The following is a 17,814-nucleotide window of genomic DNA, read 5'->3' as shown; positions in this document are numbered from 1 at the left end:
TTTCGTATATGCCTGAGAGTTGTTTACCTATTGTTTGTTTAAAACGTATAGTATGTATACAGGCTCGGACTTAGGGCAAAACCTTATTCTCACCGCCCTGCAAAAGGAGAATGAGCAGCTAAAGGGTCGTAATCAGTGGCTGGAGAACATTTTGAATAATGTGCCTGCTATGCTTTACTGTTATGACAACAACAACAAATCTATTACCTGGTGTAATACATATCTCGCAGAGACGTTCGGCTTTTCCACGCTGGAAATGACGGGTAAGGGAATGGACTTCTTCCGGCATATCATGCATCCGGATGATTTCAAGCTGGCGGCTGTAGCCCAGCAGCAATTCAGGAATAACAAAGCCCATTTCGGCGGAGTAGCACGTATCAAAAGAAAAGGAGAGGAAGAATACCGCTGGCTGCTGGGACTGGAAGTGCCATTTACCTACGACGCCAAAGGCCAGGTAAAAGAGATCATCTGTGCATTCCTGGACCTTACACATGCTATTGATACCAATGCCCAGATTTCAGTGGCACTGAGCGAAATATTACGCAGACAGAATGAAAATCTGCTCAATAAGCTGACAGCACGCGAGAAAGATGTACTGGGGCTGGCTGTACAGGGGCTGAACAATAAAGAAATCGCAAATGCGCTTAACCTTAGCCGGTATACCGTGGAAACACACCGCAAGAATATCCGGCTGAAACTGAAAGTAAGAAACACCTCCGAGCTGGTAGCGGTTGCCCGGAAAATAGGCTTTGAATAACTGTTGGGTTTGTTAATATAGTATCACTGAATTGCTGAAAAATATCACCCGTGGGTACCTGATGTTTATATGACTGGTCATCAGGGAATGAATATCCTATATACTGTATGTTTCTGATTATTAACGTACTTATGAGAAATTCTGTCAACCACAGTACTTGCTAAACTGTGCTAAATTTTTTGAAAAAATACCCAAGCTTGGGTATTTGCTTGCTTTTGATTCTCCACTAATTTAGTGAATTGAAAATAAGCGTGTTTTTTAAACAATTTTGACATGATTATTGGCTGAAATACCCCTATCACTATGATAACCGAGGAAAGAGCATTTTACATTTTACAACTGGAACAAACTGCGTCGGCAGAAGAAATTGTGGCGCGATATGAGAATCTGAAAGATCAATACAGAAGAATCAAAGACGAAACAGAAGATCTGAGAACAAGGCTGGCCTATCAGCTGAAACAAATAGAGCTGGATGATGTATTCATTTATTTCAGAAGAAAACAACGGATTTAACTCAGCTTTTTATAACATTCATTCATTGTATTTTTAAGCTCAGTATCATCCATTGTTTGTCTTCAAACAACAAACAACGAAAACCCTCAATTTAGCCCGCCGCCAGTAAACAGGGGAAACCTGTGCCTTTCGCCGGTATTGCGTTTTATTTTGCTATATTTACTGCGTACTAAACCCTACCTTGATTTAAAACGCATGACATGAATGTTTACATGATTATTTTATTGCTGTTTGTACTCCTGATTGTACTTTCCTGTTTTGTCACCGTTCAGCAGGGAACCATAGCAGTAACCACCATTTTCGGGAAATATAACCGCGTATTGTACCCCGGTCTTAACTTTAAAATACCGGTTATTGAAAAGGTATTTAAAAGAATTTCCATTCAGAACAGGTCCGTGGAACTGGAATTCCAGGCTATCACCATCGACCAGGCCAATGTGTACTTCAAAGCCATGCTGCTCTATGCCGTATGGAACCAGGAAGAAGAAACCATCAAAAACGTAGCCTTTAAATTTATGGATGAACGTAGCTTCATGCAGGCGCTGGTACGTACGATTGAAGGCTCTATCCGCGGTTTTGTTGCTACCAAAAGACAGGCAGAAGTACTCGGCCTTCGTAAAGACATCACCGAACACGTAAAGGAACAAATCGATAAAACCCTGGAAGAATGGGGCTTCCACCTGCTGGACCTCCAGATGAACGATATTACCTTCGATGAAGTTATCATGAAGTCTATGGCGCAGGTCGTAGCTTCCAACAACCTGAAAGCAGCTGCGGAAAACGAAGGTCAGGCCCTCCTCATCACCAAAACCAAAGCCGCCGAAGCAGATGGTAACGCCATCAAAATTGCAGCGGAAGCAGAACGTCAGGCTGCACAGCTCCGCGGTATGGGCGTAGCCCTCTTCCGTGAAGAGGTAGCCAAAGGTATGAGCATGGCCGCCAAAGAAATGCAGCAGGCCAACCTCGATACCTCCGTTATCCTCTTCTCTATGTGGACAGAAGCCATCAAACACTTCGCCGAAAACGGCAAAGGCAACGTCATCTTCCTCGACGGCTCCTCCGAAGGCATGGAACATACGATGAAGCAAATGATGGGAATGAATAAGTTAATGGACCCAAATAAGAAATAGAATTACGAATTACGAATTGCGAATTACGAATGAGCGCGAAGACCAAAGCGATGTGATTATTTGTTTATTTGATTATTTGAGATTTGTATATAAACAAGATGCCCTCCGGACTTACCAGAGGGCATTTATTTTGGATACAAATCTCAAATAATCAAATAAACAAATAATCACATCGCTTTGGTCTTCGCGCTCATTCGTAATTCGCAATTCGTAATTTGTAATTCTTCCACAAAAAAGGAAACCTACAAATACTTATCCCCTGCTTTCCTCATCCCCATCATCTTGGCGGGGCTGCCGTACCAGGTGTTATAATCCGGAATATCTTTCAGTACCAGGGAACCTGCGCCTATGATGGTGTGGGCGCCGATGTTTATACGATGTCTGATGACTGTGCCAATGCCTACGGCGGTGAAGGCGCCTATGTTTACATTGCCGCCGGTGGTGGTGCCGGGGGCTACGCTGGCATAGTCTTCCAGGATGTTGTCATGTTCAATGCAGGAGGCGGTATTGATGATTGTGAAGTCGCCTATGCGCGTGCCGGCATTGATGACTGCATTTGCACCGATCATGTTGCCGCTGCCTATCGTGAGGCTGGGAGATAGGATGGCGCTGGGATGTATGGCATTGATGAAGTGGAAATCGGGGAGCAGGGCTTTGATCCTGGCAGCAACAAGGCTCCTGACCCAGTTGTCGCCGATGGCAATAAAGCCACCCCGGATATGGTGGGTCTGCAGCAGCTGCGGCAGATCATTTTCATTACCCAATACCGCCAGGAGGCCTCTGCAGAGGGTGCCCGGTAGCTTAAATGCATCTATATAGCCAACAATATGGTATTCCGGCATTAGCGATATAATATCTGAAGCTACCATAGCATGCCCGGAGGAGCCAATAATAATAATGTTATGTTTGGTCTGGTTTTCCATCATGGTTAATCTGTTTATCTCCTCTGTTCAAAGAAAGTTTGCATCAGCTGCAGACTCTCTTCGCGGCAAGGACCTGCTTCCAGCTTTGTTTTTGGATGAAAGGGTGATTTGTCTGCAGTAGCGCGGCGATAGCTGTTCTTATCATCAGCGGCGGCATAGACAATGCGTCCTATTTTACTCCAGTATAATGCGCCGGCGCACATCAGGCAAGGCTCTACGGTGACATAGAGCGTTGCCTCCATCAGGTATTTGCTGCCCAGGGTGTTAAAGGCGGAGGTGAGCGCAATCATTTCTGCGTGCGCGGTACAGTCGTTCAGACGCTCCACCTGATTATGCCCACGGCCTATCACCTGGTTATTTAACACCACTACGGCGCCGATGGGTACCTCTCCGTCTTCAAATGCTTTATGCGCCTCTCTCAGCGCCTGCTTCATAAAAAAAGTATCGTCAATCATTTGCACTATTTATCATCTCCAGGAATTCATCTTCAGACAAGATCCTGATGGTATTTATCTTTTTAGCTTTTTCCAGTTTGCTGCCGGCATCATCTCCTACTACCAGGTAGTTGAGTTTGCTGCTGACGCCGCTCATGATTTTACCGCCCTGCTGTTCTACCATTTCCTCTGCCTCGCTGCGTTTCAGCTTATGCAGGGTGCCGGTGAACAGAAACGTTTGTTCGTTAAGGTTACCGGAAGTCAGCTGGCTGCTCTTCGTATTTTCCATATTTACACCCAGCGCGGCCAGCTGCTGCAGCATGTGGATGTTGTCGTCGTTGGCGAAGAAGAGACGGATAGAGCCTGCAACTTTAGGTCCTATATCTTCCAGGGCAAGTATCTGTTCTTCCGTCCAGTGCTGCAGGTCCATGATGTTGGTCACGGCATTGGCCAGTGTTTTGGCGGTAGTTTCTCCTACATAGCGTATACCCAGGCCAAATATAAGGCGATGCAGCGGCTGGGTTTTCGACTGCTCAATGGCGGTCTGCAGGTTGGAGAGCGACTTCTTCCCGAATCCTTCCATGGCGCCTATCTTCTCAAAGTCCAGCTGATAGATACCGGGAATATCTTTCATCAGGCCCTGTGCATAGAACTTCCGCACATTGCTTTCGCCGAAGCTCTTGATGTCCATCGCGTCTTTGCTCACGAAATGTATCATTCTTTCTACCACCTGCGCTTCGCAGTTGATATTGGTACAGCGCCACACACTTTCTCCTTCCGGCTTTACAAGCTGATCGCCGCAAACGGGGCAGTGTGAAGGAAATACAATCGGCTGTTCTGTACCGTTGCGCAGATCCGCAATAGATTTCACGATATAGGGGATCACGTCGCCGGCTCTCTCCACGAGCACGGTATCGCCCAGCTTCAGGTCTTTTTCCCGGATCACATCTTCGTTGAAGAGAGAGATAGAAGATACGGTTACCCCGCCGATATGCACAGGATCAATTTTAGCCACCGGCGTGATGGAGCCGGTACGGCCTACCTGGAACTCCACGCTGCGGAGCTTACTGGTAGCCTGGCGGGCCTTGAATTTATAGGCAATGGCCCAGCGCGGATGGTGGGTGGTCATGCCTAACTTGTCCTGCAGCGCGTAATCATTCACTTTAATAACCATGCCATCAATTTCGTAAGGCAGGTTGTCACGCTCTGTTTCAAACTGCAGGCAGTAATCGATCACGGCCTGCACGCCTTTTACTACTTTCTTTTCTTTGGCCGGGCTTCTGAAACCGAGGGTAGACAAAAGGTCCAGGGTGCCGCTGTGGGTTTTTATAGCATCTGGTTCTGCCATACCTGTATTCATGGTATGATAACTCATGTGGTACAGAAAGGCTTCCAGTCCGCGTTTGGCTACTTCGTTAGGGTCTACCATACGGAGGGAGCCGGAGGCGGCATTGCGCGGATTGGCCAGCGGTGGCAGGTTTTCTGCGATGCGCTTATCATTGAATGCCTTGAAGGTATTTTTGTTGATGAGCACTTCCCCGCGTATCTCAATGCTGTGAATGCCATATTTAGCGAAGCTGGCAGACAGGGGGATGGAGCGTATCATCCGGATATTGGCGGTAATATCTTCTCCCGCAATACCATCACCGCGCGTAGCGCCACGCACCAGCTGATCATCTTCGTATATCAGGGAAATACTGGCGCCGTCGAACTTAGGTTCTATGCAGTATTCAATTTCATCCATGCCGGCGGCCTCCCGCGCCTTGCGGTCCCAGTCAATGAGATCATCTGCATTGTAGGAGTTCTCGAGGCTGAGCATAGGCACCAGGTGCTGCACCGTCACAAATTCTTTGGTAAGCCCTTTGGCTACGCGCTGTGTAGGAGAATCGGGGCTAATCAGGTCCGGTCTTTCCTGTTCCAGTTTTTTCAGCCAGGCAAACAGCTGATCGTATTCATAATCGCTGATCACCGGTTCGCTTTGCACATAATAGCGCCAGTCGTTATAACTGATCACGCGCCGCAACGCTTCCAGGGTTTCGTCAATGGAATGCGGCAGTTGCTGCCGCTGCAGATGGCTGAGCAGATCTTTGGCCAGCTGTGCCAGGGTTATTTCTATTTCCTTTGTATACATAATCGGTGAAACTGAGCCGTAAATTTAAACCTTATCTTTTCCCAAAGGGTATAGCAGCGTAAAAAATTCAATGTTTTTTGTATTAAATGTGCTATTTTTTTCTTTGATTTGACTATCGTTATTTTTACCGCGATTATTATAACATCTGTAATTCCACGTATTTTTATGATGTCTATGTACACCAAAAACATCAATACTCACCTGATTGAGATTAAGAACTATTTCAAAGCCGCTATTTCTGTGGACTGCGTAATCTTTGGATTTAATAATGATGAACTGAAGGTGCTGCTCATTGAGTCTGACCTCAAGGAATACAAAGGAAAGTGGTCATTACTGGGAGATATAGTACGCCCGGATGAAGAGCTGGACGAAGCCGCCTACCGGGTGCTGAAAGCCCGTACCGGTCTGGATAACGTGTATATGGAGCAGGTGCAGACGTTTGGCGGAATTAACCGTCATCCGGCCGGCAGGGTAATTACGGTAGCCTACTACTCCCTCGTGAATATAGAACATGTAGAACTGAAAATGCATAATAACGAGCTGCACTGGCACTCTGTGAAAGACCTGCATGAAATGGCTTTCGATCATAAACAGATACTGGATACCTGCCACGAAAGACTGAAACAGCAGGTGATGGTACAGCCGGTGGGCTTTAACCTGTTACCCAAAAAATTCTCCCTGCGCGAATTGCAGAACCTCTACGAAGCTATCCTGGATGTAGAACTGGACCGCCGCAACTTCCGTAAGAAATTTCTTTCCATGGATCTGCTGCTGGATCTGAATGAAGAAGAAGAAGATGTCCCTCACCGGCCGGCCAAGCTGTATAAATTCAATTTCGATAAGTATGACCAGCGCAAAAAGCGCTACCTGGGTATCGGTTTTTAGTATCGTACAGGAATAGTATTTTTTTAGCTGCCCGGCGGCCTGTTTGCCGGACTTTCGTTAATTTTTATCTTGATAAGATGTACTGCTGTCAGGGATTGCCATCCTTCCGGCGGGCGGGTGCCTGTGCTTTGAATTATTTTGCCCGGAAAATGAAAAAAAAGTTTGTTTTTAACAAAATTTTAATTAAGATTGTGTAAAATATACACATCCTGAGAAAACGATTATTTCTTGTGTGACATTGACCAGAATTTAGATCCGTTGTAGTCTGTTTTGCCATAGAGAAAACCGAAAATTATTTTTCCTTTTATCAAGTATGCCATAGAAATCATTTAAAAATATTTATCAATAGTTGTTTTATAGTTCCACGTTATGAAATGAAGGCTGCTAAGCACTTTTGCCTGGTGTCTTATCTTTCGCTTTCCCTTGTACGGCTGAAGTACAAGGGAAAGTTGTTTTAGGGAAATACTAACTGATTTTGAGATCAGTTAAAAAATTTCAAACAGTATGGAAATACTGTTCAATCAATTCTAAATCTGCATAAACCCGTGTACTGACGGCAGTTCCGCCGCTTTTTCCGTAACTTGCATTTTCACACAACGGCTATAGGGGAGTAAAAGTCATCCGGGGTAGGTACTACCCGTTTTCCTTTCTTATGCCTGTGTTCAAAATAAACCGGATTTACTATGTCATATACACCAGAACATAAAGTTCGTATTGTAACAGCAGCAGCGTTGTTCGACGGCCATGATGCCGCTATTAATATTATGCGGCGCATCATGCAGGCGAAGGGGGCGGAAGTGATTCACCTCGGGCATAACCGTTCCGCGGCTGAAATAGTAGACTGTGCCATCGAGGAAGATGCGCAGGGGATTGCCGTAACATCCTACCAGGGCGGGCACGTGGAATTTTTTAAGTACATGTTTGACCTGCTGAAAGAAAAAGGTTGCGGACATATTAAAATTTTCGGTGGCGGCGGTGGTACCATCCTGCCTGCAGAAATAGAAGAACTGCATGCCTATGGCATTGCACGCCTCTATTCCCCCGATGATGGCCGCCAGATGGGACTGGAAGGTATGATCGAAGATCTCATCCGCCAGTGCGATACTGCCGTGAAACCCCTCCCCGCAGGCGGTAACCCGGAAGATATACCGCAGCTGCGTAAATCAAAGAATCCGAAAATTATTGCCAGGGCCATCAGCCTGGCGGAAAACGATATGCCGGTAGCGCTGCTCAGCGGCCTCAAAGCCCGCAAAGCCGTTACGGTAGACCAGGAAGCAGGTACGCACATCAGCTCCCTGAAGGAAGAAGAAAGCACCCCTGTACTGGGCATCACCGGTACAGGCGGCGCAGGTAAAAGCAGTGTTACGGATGAACTGGTACGCCGCTACCTGACCCATTATGCGGATAAAACCGTGGCGGTTATTTCGGTAGACCCGTCCAAAAAGAAGACCGGCGGCGCCTTGCTGGGCGACCGTATCCGTATGAATGCCATTCATCACCCACGCGCCTATATGCGCTCCCTGGCCACCCGCGAAAGCGACAAGGCTATCAGTGAGCATATCCAGGAGGCGATTGATATCTGCAAACTGGCCGCATTCGACTTCATCATCCTCGAAACCTCCGGTATCGGACAAAGCGACACCGCTATCACGGACTACTGCGATGTATCGCTGTACGTGATGACACCGGAATATGGTGCTGCCTCCCAGCTGGAAAAAATCAATATGCTGGATTATGCAGACGTTATCGCCATCAATAAATTCGATAAGGCCGGCGCACTCGACGCCCTGCATGATGTGCGTAAACAATACAAACGTAACCACAACCTCTGGACTGCCAAAGACGAGGAACTGCCCGTGGTAGGCTCTATCGCCTCCCAGTTCAATGACGCCGGCATCAACCTGCTGTTTGAAAAAGTGATGGAAAAGGTAACGGAGAAAACCTCCGCCGCCTTCGGCCAGCTGGCGCATGAAAGCGTGAAATCCACCACCACCAAATCGCAGATCATTCCGCCAGCCAGGGTACGTTATCTGGCAGAGATATCTGAAGCAATTGATGACTACAGCAAATGGGTAGATGCCCAGTGCAAAATAGCCACCCAGCTATACCAGGTACAGGGCGTAGAAGAACTGGACCCATCTAAAGCTCCGCTGCTGGCCGATATTAAAGCTCACCTGCAGGAAAGCCTGCATCCGGAATGCAAGAAACTGGTGGAAGAATGGCCGGCCATCGTCAGTAAGTATACTGCCGATAACTACGAATTCCAGGTACGTGATAAAGTCATCAAATTACCTTTGTTCTCTGAAAGCCTCAGCCACAGCCGTATTCCGAAGGTTAGCCTGCCTAAGTATAAAGACTGGGGCGACATTCTGCGCTGGCAGCTCACCGAAAACCTGCCCGGCGAATTCCCATATGCAGCCGGCGTATTCCCGCTGAAAAGGGAAGGAGAAGACCCTACCCGTATGTTTGCCGGAGAAGGCGGGCCGGAGCGCACCAACAAACGCTTTCACTACGTATCCCTGGACCAGCCGGCAAAACGATTGTCCACAGCCTTTGACAGTGTTACCCTGTATGGCGAGGACCCGGCAGTAAGACCAGACATCTACGGTAAAATCGGTAACTCCGGGGTGAGCATCGCTACGGTAGATGACGCCAAAAAACTGTACAGCGGCTTTGATCTCTGTGATCCGAAAACATCGGTATCCATGACTATCAACGGGCCTGCACCCATACTGCTGGCCTTCTTCATGAATGCCGCCATTGACCAGCAATGTGAAAAGTATATTAAAGAACAGGGTCTGACCGAACAGGTGCAGGCACTGATAAAAGATAAATTTAAGGATCATCCGCTGCCGCACTACAACGGCGATCTGCCGGCAGGAAACGACGGCCTGGGCCTTCAGCTGCTGGGTATTTCCGGCGAAGAAGTGCTGCCACGGGAAGTATACGATAAAATCAGGGCACATGCCCTGAGCACCGTTCGCGGTACCGTGCAGGCAGACATCCTGAAAGAAGACCAGGCGCAGAATACCTGCATCTTCTCGACAGAGTTTGCCCTCAAACTGATGGGCGACGTACAGGAATATTTCATCACGCAGAAAGTGCGTAACTTCTATTCTGTCAGCATTTCCGGCTACCATATTGCAGAAGCGGGCGCCAATCCTATCACACAGCTGGCGTTTACACTGGCCAACGGCTTCACCTATGTGGAGTACTATCTCAGCCGCGGCATGAACATAGACGATTTCGCGCCTAACCTCTCTTTCTTCTTCAGCAACGGTATGGATCCCGAATATGCTGTAATTGGCCGCGTAGCCCGCCGCATCTGGGCTAAAGCCATTAAATACAAGTATAAGGGTAACGACCGCTCCCAGAAGCTGAAATACCATATCCAGACCTCCGGCCGCAGTCTGCATGCCCAGGAGATCGACTTCAACGACATCCGTACCACACTGCAGGCATTATATGCCATCTATGATAACTGTAATTCCCTGCATACCAACGCATACGATGAAGCGATTACCACGCCTACAGAAGAAAGCGTGCGCAGGGCCATGGCTATCCAGCTGATTATTAACCGGGAGCTGGGAACCGCCAAGAACGAGAACCCGGTACAGGGATCCTTCTTCATTGAAGAACTGACCGACCTGGTGGAAGAGGCCGTACTGGCAGAATTCAACCGCATCACCGAACGTGGCGGTGTACTCGGCGCCATGGAAAGAATGTATCAGCGTAATAAAATACAGGAGGAAAGCCTGTATTATGAATCCCTGAAACATACCGGCGAATTCCCCATTGTAGGCGTTAACACCTTCCTCAATAAAAACGGCTCACCTACCGTTATTCCTGCGGAAGTAATCCGTTCCACTACAGAAGAAAAAGAATTCCAGATACATACCCTGGAAGCGTTCCAGCACCGCCACCAGGCTAAAAATGCGGCAGCCCTCAAACAGCTCCAGCAGGTAGCCATCAATAACGGTAACCTCTTCGCCGAACTGATGGAAACCGTGAAACACTGCTCCCTGGGCCAGATCACGCATGCGCTGTACGAAGTGGGCGGGCAATACAGGAGAAACATGTAGTCAGGAATTACGAATTACGAATTACGAATTACGAATGTAGCCCGAAGATAAAAGCAAAGACCCAAGCGATAATACTTAAAGTATCCGCTTGGGTCTTTGCTTTTATCTTCGGGCTACATTCGTAATTCGTAATTTGAAATTCGTAATTCCCCTTTAGGGGTCTAATTGGTAAATCGATTAAGCAAATCCCGGAAACTTTTTTATTTTAGCTTTCCTAAACACAAAACAGTATGGTAGCAAGGAGAGATTTTATCAGGAACAGCGCGCTGCTGGCAGGCGCTGTAGGGCTGGGAATGCCCAAAACGGTTTTAGGGTGGAATGGATATACCTCCCAGCGCCCGCCGTTGGCTCAGCGTAAGTTTACCAGCGACGCGGTAGAGAAAACCATTGTCAGCGTGAAAAAACAGATGGCGGATACCAAGCTCGCCTGGATGTTTGAAAACTGTTTCCCCAATACCCTTGATACAACTGTGAACTTTAAAGTGCAGGATGGCAGGCCGGATACCTTCGTGATTACCGGTGATATCAACGCTATGTGGCTGCGCGACTCCTCTGCCCAGGTATGGCCTTATATCCCCCTGATTAAAGATGACGCCAGACTGCAGCAGCTTATCGCCGGCGTTATCAACCGCCAGGTGAAATGCATCCTCATTGATCCGTATGCCAACGCCTTTAATGACGGGCCTACCGGCAGTGAATGGGAAAAGGATCTCACAGATATGAAACCGGAGCTGCATGAGCGTAAATGGGAAATTGACTCCCTCTGTTACCCGGTAAGGCTCGCGTACCACTACTGGAAACAAAGCGGAGATACCAAGGTATTTGATGATAAATACAAACAGGCAGCACATGCCATCGTGAAAACATTTAAGGAACAGCAGCGTAAAGACGGCAAAGGGCCTTATAAATTCCAGCGCGTCACCGCATGGCAGTCAGACACCGTGCCTAATTCCGGCTATGGTTCACCCATGTTGCCGGTAGGGCTGATCGTATCCATCTTCCGCCCTTCCGATGATGCCACTGTATTGCCTTTCCTGATACCTTCCAATATGTTTGCGGTAGTATCCCTGCGGCAGCTGGCGGAAATCAGTGAAACTATATATAAAGATACCGCCTTCGCCAGGGAGTGCAGCAGCCTCGCCGATGAAGTAGACCGCGCTATCAAAGCCTACGCAATCGTGGAGCATCCGAAGCTGGGCAATATGTATGGCTTCGAGGTAGACGGCTATGGTAACCGTTTATTCATTGACGATACCAATGTGCCCAGCCTGCTCTCTATCCCGTATCTTGGCTATACCACTGCGGAAGACCCGCTGTACCAGGCTTCCCGCCATTTTGTATGGAGCGCCTTCCACCCATGGTTCTATAAGGGTAAATACGGCGATGGCATAGGCAGCCCGCATACCGGCGAAAATTATATCTGGCCCATGAGCATCATCATGAAAGCACTGACCAGTCATGATAAGGAAGAGATTGCCGGATGCATTAAAACACTGCGCAATACCGATGGCAACACCGGCTTTATTCATGAGTCCTACGAGAAGGACGATCCTTCCAAATTCACCCGTAAATGGTTTGCATGGGCCAATACGCTGTTTGGTGAACTGATCCTGAAAGTAAGCCAGGAATACCCTGAGCTGCTGAAAAGACAATACGCCTGATTTTACTCCGGATAACCTGTAAGGGATTTTATGGTTTATGTTCAATAAATTGTGAACATAAATCATAAAATCCCTTTCTTTTTTAAAACAGATGATATGAGCAGGGCAACAATATATCAGCAACGGATAAACGATTTCCGGGAGATGATGAATAAGGAGAAGCAGCGTACCGCCATGCTTTCCTGGGCGCGGCTGATCAGCTTCCTGGCAGTGGTGGCGGGCGTGGTATTCTTTTTCCGCAACGGCTGGAATGCTGTATGGTTACTGATTTCAGCTGCCGGTATTGTTGCGTTCCTGTTATCTCTTGTTCAGTACAATAAGTCACTTAATAAGCTGCAGTTATGGAAAACACTGCTGTCTCTCAACGAAAAGGAGCTGCTGCAGGCTACTACATGGGAGTCTGCTTTTGAAAACGGGCAGGAATTTGTGGATGACAAGCACGATTACAGCAGCGACCTGGATATTTTCGGGCCGGCATCTATCTTCCAGTTTATCAACCGTACCGGTACTCTGTCAGGCAAACATAAGCTGGCAGCTGTTTTACGCAGCCCTTTCCGGGAAGTGGCCGCCATCCGGGATACACAGGAAGCCCTTAAAGAGATGACACCAGAACTGGAATTCCGCCAACAGCTCACGGCCAATGCCATCCTGGCACAGGAGGATGCCAGCGACCGGAAGGAGATTAACCTCTGGCTCAATATGCCTTTTGACTTCCTGCACAACCGGTTCCTGCGGGTATGGCGCTGGCTCAGCCCCTTGCTGGTGCTGCTCACACTGGCAGCGTATATTACCACGGGGCATTACTATCCTTTCATCGGTATCATCATCCTGAACTGGATTGTATTGGGCAGCATCCAGAAGAAAATTATGGTGCAATACAACCTTATCTCCCATAAGGAAAAGATACTGGAGAAGTTTTCCGTGTTGCTGCACCTCGTAAAAAATGCTTCTTTTAAAACATCGGTATTGCTAAGGCAACAACAGGAAACAGCCAGGGAAGCGGATGTGGCACTACATCAGCTGTCGCGCATAGGAGCGGCCTTCGATCAGCGACTGAATCTGCTGGTGGCAGTGGTGCTGAACTCCCTTATGCTGTATGACCTGCAGTGTATTCTCCGCCTGGAAGGGTGGAAGGCCGCTCATAAGGCGCATGCCGACAGCTGGTTTGGCGTAATAGAACAGCTGGAGGTATGGAACAGCTTTGCCACCTTTGCCTACAATTATCCCGATTATGTTTTCCCTGAACCACAGGAAGATGTGGTGCTGGAAGCCACCGCACTGGGTCATCCGCTGATTCCGGATACCGCATCCGTGAAGAACAACGGCAGCATTGGGCGGCAGGCAAATTTCCTGATTATCACCGGTTCCAATATGTCCGGGAAAAGCACCTTCCTGCGCAGCGTTGGCGCCAACCTGTTACTGGCCATGTGCGGCGCTCCCGTGTGCGCGGCGCGGTTTGTGTTTCCTCCCATGCGCATTATGACCTCCATGCGTATCAAAGACTCTATCGCCAGCCATACTTCTTACTTTCAGGCGGAACTGCTTCGCCTGCAACATATTATTATGCAGCTGAAAACAGGAGAGCGCGTGTTTATCCTGCTGGATGAGATACTGAAAGGCACCAACTCGGAAGACAAACTCTCCGGTTCCCGCAGCCTGATAGAGCATTTCCTGCAATATAACTGCCTGGGGATGATCGCTACGCACGACCTGGAACTGGGACACCTGGAAGACAGATACCCCGCGCGCATCAAAAACTACTGCTTCGAAAGCACCATACAGAACGACCACCTGTACTTCGACTACCGCATCCGCGAAGGCATCGCCCGCAACAAAAACGCCACCTTCCTGATGAAACAGATGCAGATCATATAAGATTTGGTTATTTGATTATTTGAGATTTGGTTATTTAAAATGCAGCGGAGAGCTAAGCGAATTATATATGCTTAGATCTCCGCTGCATTTTAAATAACCAAATCTCAAATAATTAAATAATTAAATGATTAATGCCAAATATTTTAGTAGTTTTACTAAAATATTTAGTTATGACTTTGCCATTCCAGGAGGGGGCCGCTGAAAATCCCTATTATAAAGGACGTGGCGCCCAGCTGAATCCAAGGAACAAATACCTGAAGGGAGAGTATGTGCAGGAGCATGTAGAGGGAATTGATGAGTGGTGGCAGGCAGATGTGCCTACGCAGGTATTTGAGGAACATGCCAAAACCCTTGTTAATAAGGTGGATAGCCCGGATGTGGGAATGTGGTACTCCATGAATCCCTATCAGGGCTGCGAGCATGGCTGTATTTATTGTTATGCCCGTAATGCGCACCAGTTCTGGGGACTGAGTGCAGGGCTTGATTTTGAAAGAAAGATCATCGTAAAGCATAATGCCCCGGAATTGCTCAGGAAGTTCCTGGATAACAAGAACTGGGTACCCAAGCCCATCTCCCTGTCGGGGAATACAGACTGTTACCAGCCGGTGGAGCGCAAGATGTGGCTGACCCGGCAACTGCTGGAAGTAGCCCTGCAATACAAGCAGCCAATAGGCATCATCACCAAAAACTCACTGGTGCTGCGGGACAGGTACCTGCTGCAGCAGCTGGCACAGGATAAGCTGGTATGCGTATATGTATCCATTACCACCATGCAGGAAGACCTGCGGCAGAAAATGGAACCACGCACCACCACCGCCGCACAGCGCTTCAAAATAGTAAAGGAACTCAGCGAACTCGGTATACCCGTTGGCGTTATGACAGCTCCCATGATTCCGGGGCTGAACGATCATGAAATGCCCCGGCTCCTGGAAACCGCTGCAGCCAACGGCGCTAAATATGCCGGTTATACTGTAGTAAGGCTCAACGATGCCGTGAAAATTATCTTTAATGACTGGTTGTATAAGAATTTCCCGGACCGGGCAGACAAGGTTTGGCATCATATTGAAAGTATGCACGGCGGAAATGTGAATGACAGCGAGTTTGGCCGCCGTATGCGGGGAGCTGGCAATATCGCCGACCTGATCAGGCAGCAGTTCAGGGTACATACCAAAAAGAACGGATTGAACATGGAACGGTTCGAATTCAACACAGAAGCCTTTCGCAGACCTAACAGCCAGCTGAGTTTATTTGATCCGGTATAAAGTAAAAGACCGTTGGCGTAATTGTACAGATAATTACCAACATGCCGGTAAATACCTGCCCGGAAGGTCGTTGCCGCTGAAATGCTTTCCAGTGGCCCGGTTGGGACATGCGAAATGCCCGTGGGGCAGCAAAATATCTGTTACACAGGATGTAAAAACAGGAGCAGATGCCTGCATAGCAATAGCAGCATAAGGAAATTTTACCGCAGATGAAAATGTTGAAACCCGCCAGTGAAGCGGGAATTTAAATAAATTGTTAACTCTATAAAAAAAGTAGGGTGTATTGTTGCGGAATAAAAAAAATAAAATTTACCTTTGTACAAAGAATTAAAAAATCAAGTGCAACTTCTGTCAACATATAAGATTACAGCGATGGCGTGCGAGAAGCAGGTCAAGGACGGATTGCGGGCACGTTGCACCGATTGCTAACGAGATAAAAGTTATCAAACGATACAAACAAAGGTCCCGCTCTAAAAAAGTGGGGCCTTTTTGCTTTTGAAGCAGTACTGAAATGATGACATCGAAAGACATTGAGACGTTAAGTCAACAATATAAAAAATACGCCGTATGGCGTAAACGGGATGGCTTTGCCTATAAAAAGCCATACGGATCTGGTATGTAGTAATGTGAGCTAAACCCCTTACATTATCTGACCCGGTCCGTAAATACGGCCGGGTCTTTTGTTTACCCGGCAGGCAGGATGACAAACTATTTTTAAATTATGTTATGTGCTAAACCCACTTGATTTGGAAACCAGAACAGGTACAGTGCATAACCCCAAAACGTTAGTATATGAGAAACGTTATTCAAGTTGTAAGAGAGGCATTGCTCACCAATTTCAGGGAGTTGGACAGTTGGTTTGAAAAAGATCACGTATTGCTGCACTTCAAACCAGAGCGCGATCAATGGAATATCAGAGAGGTTTTGGAACATATTTCCCTTACCAACTATTTCCTGCTGCTGATTATTAACAAAAGCACCCGTCGTGCGCTGGACAGAAAAAGAAACGGCCAGACAGTTATACTGCCCGCTGATTACGAAAGTAAATTCAGCCAGATAGATGTCATCAGCAGTAAATCTTTTGGCTGGGTAAGACCTGAACACATGGAGCCCACCGGCCTCAAAAATATGCAGGAAATAAAAGCGCTGCTGAAACAACAGTACGCACAATGCATGTATAACCTTTCCTTACTCAAGAACGGTGAAGGATTGCTGGTATTCACCAACATGTCCGTCAATCAGCTGGGTAAGCTGGATATATATCAGTACATCTACTTCCTGACCAAACATATTGAACGTCATATTAACCAGATGAAACGTCTGGAAGAAGAGTTTGAAGAAAGCGCGGTCATGATCTGATTTTATGGTCGACCACCATCATCTGTTTTTGTTATCCTTGAATATTGAAAAGCACCGGGAGTACCGCGCACTCCCGGTTTTTTGCAACTGATGTAATTATCATGCAAAGAAAAATCTGAAAAAATATTAGCTAAAAGTTTGCAATATCAGACAAGAAGCATTTATCTTTGCATCGTTAAAAATTGATAATAGAAATCAACAAATACTTTAGAATATGAAACGCATTAATTCACAAATGGAACTCGCAGCACCCGTCTATACATGGGATGGTGGCTGCTTCCGGGCGTTTTATGTTTACAGGTAGATCAAAAATATTTGTATATATAACAAAAGCCCGGGTCGTGTGATCCGGGCTTTTTTGTTATAGATTTGTGATAATGATATTACCAGTTGGCACAATAAGAATCCGGATGACGTGGCTGCAAATCAGCCGCAGTAAAGGATATCGTAATAGCTTCGGCAAGCCGGAAGCTAAACGGACAAGGCATGCCTTAACGTAGTATATGCGTTAACGTTAGTAACCCGGTCCGTGTTGAACAGACCGGGTTTTTTTGTGTCAGTACTGAAAGGCATTATTTGAGGAGGTACACTAGTAACAGGCAGCGGAGTAATCCTGCTCCGCTTTTCCTCTCTCTTAAAGATGTTTTTTTCGTCTCTGTTTGAATTAACCCCCTATCTCAGGTTATCACAAGGATAACTTGTAACTTCCCCGAAACAGACACTGCAGAAAGTGCTGTAATGATAAGCTGATTTGCCGGGAGTCCACTTCCCCCGGACTCCGGTAAATCTTTATCAGTATCGG

The 17,814-nt window shown here is 47.3% G+C and carries 12 protein-coding genes; 9 read left to right on the top strand and 3 right to left on the bottom strand.

Translation table 11 applies throughout. The features are described 5' to 3' along the window. The first annotated feature begins 52 nt into the window (after nt 1-52). The 3 genes from GWG06_RS16260 (at nt 53) to GWG06_RS16250 (ending at nt 2,400) form a co-directional block, all read left to right on the top strand. Complete coding sequence (locus GWG06_RS16260) at nt 53-757, top strand: LuxR C-terminal-related transcriptional regulator (protein WP_127043291.1); 705 nt, start codon at nt 53-55, stop codon at nt 755-757. Nucleotides 758-1,060: 303 nt separating this feature from the next. After that, on the top strand, nt 1,061-1,270 hold the full coding sequence (locus GWG06_RS16255; protein ID WP_127043292.1) for a hypothetical protein: 210 nt from the start codon (nt 1,061-1,063) through the stop codon (nt 1,268-1,270). 200 nt (nt 1,271-1,470) lie between these two features. Continuing rightward, entirely contained in the window at nt 1,471-2,400 is a 930-nt protein-coding gene (locus tag GWG06_RS16250; protein WP_160714482.1) for an SPFH domain-containing protein, read from the top strand. Between the two features lie 242 nt (nt 2,401-2,642). Here GWG06_RS16250 and GWG06_RS16245 read toward each other — a convergent pair whose 3' ends face one another. Genes GWG06_RS16245 through ligA form a run of 3 tightly spaced genes read right to left on the bottom strand, consistent with a single transcriptional unit; the run spans nt 2,643 to nt 5,888 of the window. Next, a complete protein-coding gene (locus tag GWG06_RS16245; protein ID WP_160714480.1) occupies nt 2,643-3,326 on the bottom strand; it encodes an acetyltransferase in 684 nt (227 codons plus the stop codon). 11 nt (nt 3,327-3,337) lie between these two features. Continuing rightward, entirely contained in the window at nt 3,338-3,778 is a 441-nt protein-coding gene (locus GWG06_RS16240; RefSeq protein WP_127043693.1) for a nucleoside deaminase, read from the bottom strand. Next, a complete protein-coding gene (gene ligA, locus GWG06_RS16235) occupies nt 3,771-5,888 on the bottom strand; it encodes an NAD-dependent DNA ligase LigA (RefSeq protein WP_160714478.1) in 2,118 nt (705 codons plus the stop codon). The genes GWG06_RS16240 and ligA overlap by 8 nt, the downstream gene beginning before the upstream one ends. A 165-nt stretch (nt 5,889-6,053) precedes the next feature. Here ligA and GWG06_RS16230 point away from each other — a divergent pair, with 165 nt between their 5' ends. From GWG06_RS16230 to GWG06_RS16205, 6 genes are all read left to right on the top strand, one after another. Further along, nucleotides 6,054-6,773 carry an NUDIX hydrolase gene (locus GWG06_RS16230; RefSeq protein WP_127043695.1) on the top strand — a complete coding sequence of 240 codons (720 nt, stop codon included), beginning with the start codon at nt 6,054-6,056 and terminating at the stop codon, nt 6,771-6,773. A 683-nt stretch (nt 6,774-7,456) separates the two neighbouring features. Further along, nucleotides 7,457-10,855, top strand: a complete 3,399-nt coding sequence (locus GWG06_RS16225; protein WP_127043696.1) for a methylmalonyl-CoA mutase family protein — start codon at nt 7,457-7,459, stop codon at nt 10,853-10,855. A gap of 230 nt (nt 10,856-11,085) precedes the next feature. Then, the gene (locus tag GWG06_RS16220; RefSeq protein WP_160714476.1) at nt 11,086-12,516 is read left to right on the top strand and encodes a glycoside hydrolase family 125 protein; all 1,431 of its coding nucleotides are present in this window, start codon (nt 11,086-11,088) and stop codon (nt 12,514-12,516) included. A 96-nt stretch (nt 12,517-12,612) separates the two neighbouring features. Further along, nucleotides 12,613-14,391: a MutS-related protein gene (locus tag GWG06_RS16215; RefSeq protein WP_160714474.1), complete on the top strand. Its 1,779-nt coding sequence runs from the start codon at nt 12,613-12,615 to the stop codon at nt 14,389-14,391. Nucleotides 14,392-14,561: 170 nt separating this feature from the next. Further along, nucleotides 14,562-15,653, top strand: coding sequence for a PA0069 family radical SAM protein (locus GWG06_RS16210; protein WP_127043914.1), 1,092 nt, complete (start codon nt 14,562-14,564; stop codon nt 15,651-15,653). A 792-nt stretch (nt 15,654-16,445) separates the two neighbouring features. Further along, nucleotides 16,446-17,012, top strand: a complete 567-nt coding sequence (locus tag GWG06_RS16205; RefSeq protein WP_160714472.1) for a DinB family protein — start codon at nt 16,446-16,448, stop codon at nt 17,010-17,012. The last annotated feature ends 802 nt before the right edge of the window (nt 17,013-17,814 follow it).

This window comes from Chitinophaga solisilvae, assembly GCF_009928525.1.
In the GTDB taxonomy this organism is placed as follows: domain Bacteria; phylum Bacteroidota; class Bacteroidia; order Chitinophagales; family Chitinophagaceae; genus Chitinophaga; species Chitinophaga solisilvae.
This window is presented reverse-complemented; position numbering and strand designations above follow the sequence as displayed.